General features: G+C 72.8%; 7 protein-coding genes. 2 read left to right on the top strand and 5 right to left on the bottom strand.

The annotated features are described in order from the left end of the window. Positions 1-44 precede the first annotated feature (44 nt). Complete coding sequence (locus tag ACZ4XD_RS13935; protein ID WP_468041733.1) at positions 45-383, top strand: hypothetical protein; 339 nt, start codon at positions 45-47, stop codon at positions 381-383. Positions 384-409: 26 nt separating this feature from the next. On the opposite strand, the gene der is transcribed toward ACZ4XD_RS13935, so the two are convergent. The 5 genes from der to aroH all read right to left on the bottom strand — a co-directional run bounded on the left by der (position 410) and on the right by aroH (position 4,852). Continuing rightward, on the bottom strand, positions 410-1,870 hold the full coding sequence (der, locus tag ACZ4XD_RS13940; protein WP_432145532.1) for a ribosome biogenesis GTPase Der: 1,461 nt from the start codon (positions 1,868-1,870) through the stop codon (positions 410-412). A gap of 63 nt (positions 1,871-1,933) precedes the next feature. After that, positions 1,934-2,590 (bottom strand): lysophospholipid acyltransferase family protein, encoded by a 657-nt coding sequence (locus ACZ4XD_RS13945; protein WP_468041736.1) that lies wholly within the window; start codon positions 2,588-2,590, stop codon positions 1,934-1,936. After that, positions 2,587-3,321, bottom strand: coding sequence for a (d)CMP kinase (cmk, locus tag ACZ4XD_RS13950; protein WP_468041738.1), 735 nt, complete (start codon positions 3,319-3,321; stop codon positions 2,587-2,589). The genes ACZ4XD_RS13945 and cmk overlap by 4 nt, the downstream gene beginning before the upstream one ends. 86 nt (positions 3,322-3,407) lie before the next feature. Further along, positions 3,408-4,493, bottom strand: coding sequence for a prephenate dehydrogenase (locus ACZ4XD_RS13955; RefSeq protein ID WP_042157462.1), 1,086 nt, complete (start codon positions 4,491-4,493; stop codon positions 3,408-3,410). Next, positions 4,490-4,852, bottom strand: coding sequence for a chorismate mutase (gene aroH, locus ACZ4XD_RS13960; protein ID WP_042157464.1), 363 nt, complete (start codon positions 4,850-4,852; stop codon positions 4,490-4,492). Before aroH ends, ACZ4XD_RS13955 begins: the two co-directional genes overlap by 4 nt. Positions 4,853-5,085: 233 nt before the next feature. Here aroH and ACZ4XD_RS13965 point away from each other — a divergent pair, with 233 nt between their 5' ends. Next, complete coding sequence (locus ACZ4XD_RS13965) at positions 5,086-5,781, top strand: nucleotidyltransferase domain-containing protein (protein ID WP_468041741.1); 696 nt, start codon at positions 5,086-5,088, stop codon at positions 5,779-5,781. The last annotated feature ends 221 nt before the right edge of the window (positions 5,782-6,002 follow it).

A 6,002-nucleotide genomic window follows, 5' to 3' on the forward strand; every position in this document is an offset into this window, starting at 1 on the left:
CAGGAAAGCCGCATCCCGCGGCCACCGGGGTCGTTGGCACATACGTGCACGCATACGACCCCTCCGTTCCCGCCCAGTACACCCACCCGATCCCCGGCATGCGCCCGTCGCGCGAACACAGCACGACGCACAGCGCGGACCACGGCTCGGCCACGCCGATCTATGACGCGCTGTACGCCGAGTGGCGCCGCAGCTTCCGGGCGCTGCCCGGGGACCGTACGGACGAGCCGGAGATCCCGGAGGCGCTGCGCGGGAGCTGGAGCCGTTCGCCGGGATCCGCGGGCCACTGGGAGGTCGTGAGCCGGCAGCCCTACCACCCCCGGGGGCAGGGCCCGGTGGCGCTGCCCCCGGCGCAGCGGGACTCCCGGCCGCGCGGACACTGAGCCGTCCGCACGGCCGGAGAGCGCCGCTACTTCTTCTTGCTGCGCTTCTCGCGCACCCGCACGGAGATGTGGATCGGCGTCCCGTCGAAGCTGAACTCCTCCCGCAGCCGCCGCTCGACGAAGCGGCGGTAGCCGGCCTCCAGGAAGCCGGAGGCGAAGAGGACGAAGCGCGGGGGCTTGGTGCCCGCCTGGGTGCCGAAGAGGATGCGGGGCTGCTTGCCGCCGCGGATCGGGTGCGGGTGGGAGGCGACGATCTCACCGAGGAAGGCGTTCAGCCGCCCGGTGGGGATCCGGGTCTCCCAGCCGGCCAGCGCGGTCTCGATCGCCGGGACCAGCTTCTCCATGTGGCGGCCGGTGCGCGCGGAGACGTTCACCCGCATCGCCCAGGGGATCTGCACGAGGTCCCGCTCGATCTCCCGCTCCAGGTAGAAGCGGCGCTCCTCGTCGAGGGTGTCCCACTTGTTGTAGGCGATGACCAGGGCGCGTCCGGCCTCCACGGCCATCGTGATGATGCGCTGGTCCTGGACGCTGATGGACTCGGACGCGTCGATCAGGACGACGGCGACCTCGGCCTTCTCGACGGCCGCCGCGGTGCGCAGCGAGGCGTAGTAGTCGGCGCCTTCCTGGAGGTGCACCCGGCGGCGGATACCGGCGGTGTCCACGAACTTCCAGGTCTTGCCGGCCAGTTCGATCATCTCGTCGACCGGGTCGCGGGTGGTGCCGGCCAGCTCGTTGACGACCACCCGCTCCTCGCCGGCGACCTTGTTCAGCAGCGAGGACTTGCCGACGTTCGGGCGGCCGATCAGCGCGATCCGGCGGGGGCCGCCGAGGGCCGTGCCGAAGGTCTGCGCGGGGGCCTCGGGCAGCGCCTCCAGCGCGGCGTCGAGCATGTCGCCGGTGCCCCGGCCGTGCAGCGCGGAGACCGGGTGCGGCTCACCCAGGCCCAGCGACCACAGCATGGCGGCGTCGGCCTCACCGGACGGGCCGTCGACCTTGTTGGCGACCAGGACGACGGGCTTGCCGGCGCGGCGCAGCAGCTTGACGACGGCCTCGTCGGTGTCCGTCGCGCCGACCTTGGCGTCGACGACGAAGACGACCGCGTCCGCGGCCTCGATGGCGAACTCGGCCTGCATCGCCACGGAGGCGTCGATGCCGAGGACGTCCTGCTCCCAGCCGCCGGTGTCGACGACCTTGAAGCGGCGGCCGTTCCAGTCGGCCTCATAGGTGACCCGGTCGCGGGTGACGCCCGGCTTGTCCTCGACGACCGCTTCCCGGCGGCCGATGATGCGGTTCACCAGGGTCGACTTGCCGACATTCGGGCGGCCGATGACGGCGAGGACGGGCAGCGGACCATGGCCGGCCGCGGCGATGTCACCCTCGACCTCCTCGAGATCGAAGCCCTCCTCCGCGGCAAGCTCCATGAACTCCGCGTACTCGGCGTCGCCAAGCGCACCGTGCTCGTCGCCGGTAGGGGTCTGGTCGTTCATGAAGTCCGTTCCTCGTTCATCATCGGTGGGCCGCTCGTCCGCGGCCCACTACTCAAGTGTGGTTCAGCGCCCGGTCAGGCGCCTGGCCTCTGCCAGGTGGGCGGTCAGCCGCTCCTGGATCCGTACGGTCGCCTCGTCGAGCGCCTTACGGGTGCGCCGCCCGCTTCCGTCGCCCGCCTCGAAGGCGTCCCCGAAAACGACATCGACGCGGGAGCGGAGCGCCGGCACGGCCGACGACAGCCGGCTGTGCCGGTCCTTGCCGCCGAGCACCGCCACCGGCACGACCGGGGCCCCCGAGCGCACCGCGAAGTACGCCAGGCCCGCCCGCAGGGAGGCGAAGTCGCCCTCGCCTCGGGTGCCTTCGGGGAAGATCCCCAGCACGCCGCCGTCCGCCAGCACGCCGAGGGCGTCGGTGATCGCCTTGCGGTCGGTGGTGTCGCGGTCCACCTTCAGCTGCCCGATGCCCCGCAGGAACGGGTCCAGCGGGCCGACGAAGGCTTCCTTCTTGATCAGGAAGTGCACCGGCCGCGGCGCGGTGCCCATCAGCATCGGGCCGTCGATACCGTGCGAGTGGTTGACGGCCAGGATCACCGGGCCGGCGGACGGCACCCGCCAGGCACCCAGCACCCGCGGCCGCCACAGCCCGTACATCAGGCCGATGCCGATCCGGCGGCCGACCGCGGCACCCGCCGCGCTCGGCGTCCTGCCGCTGTCGGTCACCGGGCGGCCCGCCCTGCCTTTTCGGCGCCGGCGCCCTCGATGAGAGTGACCACACACTCGATGACCTGCTCCAGGGTCAGCTCGGTGGTGTCCACCTCGACGGCGTCGTCCGCCTTGGCCAGCGGGGAGGTCTTGCGGCCGGAGTCGGCGGCGTCGCGCTTGATCAGCGCCTCGCGGGTGGCGGCCAGGTCACGGGCCTCCTTGCCCTTGAGCTCGCCGCTGCGGCGGGCCGCCCGCGCCTCCGGGGAGGCGGTGAGGAAGACCTTGAGGTCGGCGTCGGGCAGGACGGTGATGCCGATGTCCCGGCCCTCGACGACGATGCCGTTCGGCGCCTCGGCGGCGATGCTGCGCTGGAGGTCGGTGATCAGGGTCCGCACCTCGGGGACGGCGCTGACCGCGCTGACCGCGGCGGTGACCTCCTGGGTGCGGATCGGGCCCGCGGCGTCCAGGCCGTCGACGGTGATGGTCGGGGCGGCCGGGTCGGTGCCGGAGACGATCACGGGCTTGGCGGCGGCGTCGGCCACCGCGGTGGCGTCCTTGACGTCGATCCCGTTGGACAGCATCCACCAGGTGATCGCGCGGTACTGGGCACCGGTGTCGAGGTAGCCGAGGCCCAGCTTGGCGGCGACAGCCTTGGACGTGCTGGACTTGCCCGTGCCTGCGGGGCCGTCGATGGCGACAATCACTGCTGCCGGGGCGGTCCGAGCGGCGGTTTCCACGGTGACGAACACCTTTCTTGTACACGGGGCGGGGGTCCAAGGGCCATAAGGGCCTCGGACAAGGTTACTGGCTCACCCGCACGGTCCCGTCCACGGTGTCACTGCCGGATCGACCAGCCCCGCTCCCGCAGCTCCGCGGTGAGCACCGGCACCGCCTGCGGCTCGACCATGAGCTGGATGAAGCCCGCCTGCTGGCCGGTGGCGTGCTCGATGCGGACATCCTCGATATTGACCCCCGCCCGGCCGGCGTCGGCGAAGATGCGAGCCAGCTCACCGGGCTGGTCACCGATGTAGACGGCGACGATCTCGTAGGTCGCCGGGGCGGCGCCGTGCTTGCCCGGCACCCGCTCCCGCCCGGCGTTACCGCGGCGGAGCACGTCCTCGATGCCGCCGGCGCCGCTGCCGCGCTTGTCCTCGTCGGCGGACTCCAGAGCGCGCAGGGAACGCACCGTCTCATCGAGATCGGCGGCGATCTCGGACAGCACATCGGCGACCGGGCCCGGGTTGGCGGACAGGATGTCGATCCACATCGCCGGATCGGAGGCCGCGATCCGTGTCACATCCCGGATGCCCTGGCCGCAGAGGCGTACGGCGGTCTCATCGGCGCCCTTGAGGCGGGCGGCGACGAGGCTGGAGAGCAACTGCGGGGTGTGCGAGACGAGGGCGACCGCGCGGTCGTGCGCATCCGCGTCCATCACCACCGGGACCGCCCGGCACAGCGCGACCAGCTCCAGCGCGAGATTGAGCACCTCGGTGTCGCCGTCGCGGGTCGGGGTCAGCACCCAGGGGCGGCCCTCGAAGAGGTCGGCGGTGGCGGCCAGCGGGCCGGAGCGCTCCTTACCCGCCATCGGGTGCGTGCCGAGGTAGCCGGTCAGATCGCGGCCCATCGCCTCCAGCTCACGGCGCGGGCCGCCCTTCACGCTGGCGACATCGATGTAGGCCCGGGCCACCCCGCGCCGCATCGCGTCCGCCAGCGCCGTGGCGACATGGGCCGGCGGCACGGCCACGATGGCCAGATCGACCGGTCCCGGCGGCGCCTCGGCGGTACCCGCACCGAGCGCGGCGGCCGTCAGGGCCTGGGCCTGGTCGTGGTCCTCCAGGAACACCTGCACACCCCGCGCGTTCAGCGCGAGCGCGGCCGAGGTGCCGATCAGGCCGGTACCGATGACGAGTGCGGTCCTCACTGCGCGATGTCCTTCCGCAGCGCCCCGGCCGCGCCGAGGTAGACATGGGCGATCCCGGCCCTGGACAGATCGGTCTCGACATGGGCGAGCACCCGCACCACGCGCTCCATGGCGCCGGTGATGTCCAGCTCCTGGGCGCAGATCAGCGGGACGTCCGTGATGCCCAGGGCCCGCGCGGCGGCGGCCGGGAAGTCGCTGTGCAGATCGGGGGTGGCGGTGAACCACACGCTGATCAGGTCGTCCGCGCGCAGCTCGTTGCGCTCCAGAATGGCGGTGAGCAGCGCGCCGACCTGCTCCTGCATGTGCTCCGCGTCGTCCCGCTCCAGCTGGACGGCCCCGCGGACCGCTCGTACCGCCACGTCACTGCTCCCCTGCGTTATGTGCCGCGTCACGCACCTGTGCGCGCACTGATCAGCGTAACCAGCCGCACGGACAATCCGTACGGCGGCGGCCGGACCGGCGGCGCGGGACGGCGGTCCGCGCGCCCGGCGACCGCCCGTGCACCGACGGTGGCCGAGCCCCCGGGCCGGCCGGTAAACGGGCCGCCGAAACCTGGTGACACCGCCCCCTCCCGCCAGCGACAATCGCCGCCATGTCCGAAGCCGCCGCAGATCACTCCCTGGTCACCGAGCACACCGTCTACGCCTGTGTGGTGGGCTCGCGCGCCTTCGGCCTGGCCACGGAGACCAGCGACACCGACCGCCGCGGGGTGTTTCTCGCCCCCACCCCGCTCTTCTGGGGCTTCGAGAAGCCGCCGACCCATGTGGAGGGACCGCGCGAGGAGGAGTTCTCCTGGGAGCTGGAGCGGTTCTGCCAGCTGGCACTGCGCGCCAACCCCACCGTCCTGGAGTGCCTGCACTCCCCCCTCGTGGAGCGGATCGACGCCACCGGCCGGGAACTGCTCACGCTGCGCGAGGCGTTCCTGTCCCGGCAGGTCCACCAGACCTTCGCCGGCTACGCGGCCGGCCAGCTGAAACAACTGCGCGCCGACGTACGGCAGCACGGCACGCCCCGCTGGAAGCACGCCATGCATCTGCTGCGGATACTGGCCTGCTCCCGCGACCTGCTCCGCACGGGAAGGCTCACCCTCGACGTCGGCCCCGACCGGGAGAACCTGCTGGCGGTCCGCCGCGGCGAGGTGCCCTGGAACACGGTGGAACGCCGGATGGCGCACCTGTCCAAGGAGGCCGAGGCGGCGGTCTCCGGCTCCCCCTTGCCGGCCGAGCCCGACCGTGCGCGGGTGGCGGACTTCTTGTTCCGCGCCAGGCGCGCTTCCGCGCTTGCTTGACTTCCCACGTTTTTGGCTTTCCCGCCGTGGGTGTTGCTCGCCGCTTGTTGCCCGCTACGCGGTGCACCCGCCGTTGCGCCTGGCGGCGGGCGGTGCCGCTGCGCGGGGCTGTTGGGGTGCGGTGACGGGCCTGCGCGGGGGGGGGGGGGGGGGGGGGGGGGGGGGGGTGTGTGCGCATCGCCCCCACCCCCCCCCCACCCACCCCCCCACCCCCACGCTGT

This window comes from Streptomyces sp. NPDC029466, from assembly GCF_055574515.1.

Excerpts from the sequence above, each read along its gene's own strand:
- ACZ4XD_RS13965 (WP_468041741.1), top strand. The coding sequence starts at position 5,086 with ATGTCCGAAGCCGCCGCAGATCACTCCCTGGTCACCGAGCACACCGTC.
- der (WP_432145532.1), bottom strand. The coding sequence starts at position 1,870 with ATGAACGACCAGACCCCTACCGGCGACGAGCACGGTGCGCTTGGCGAC.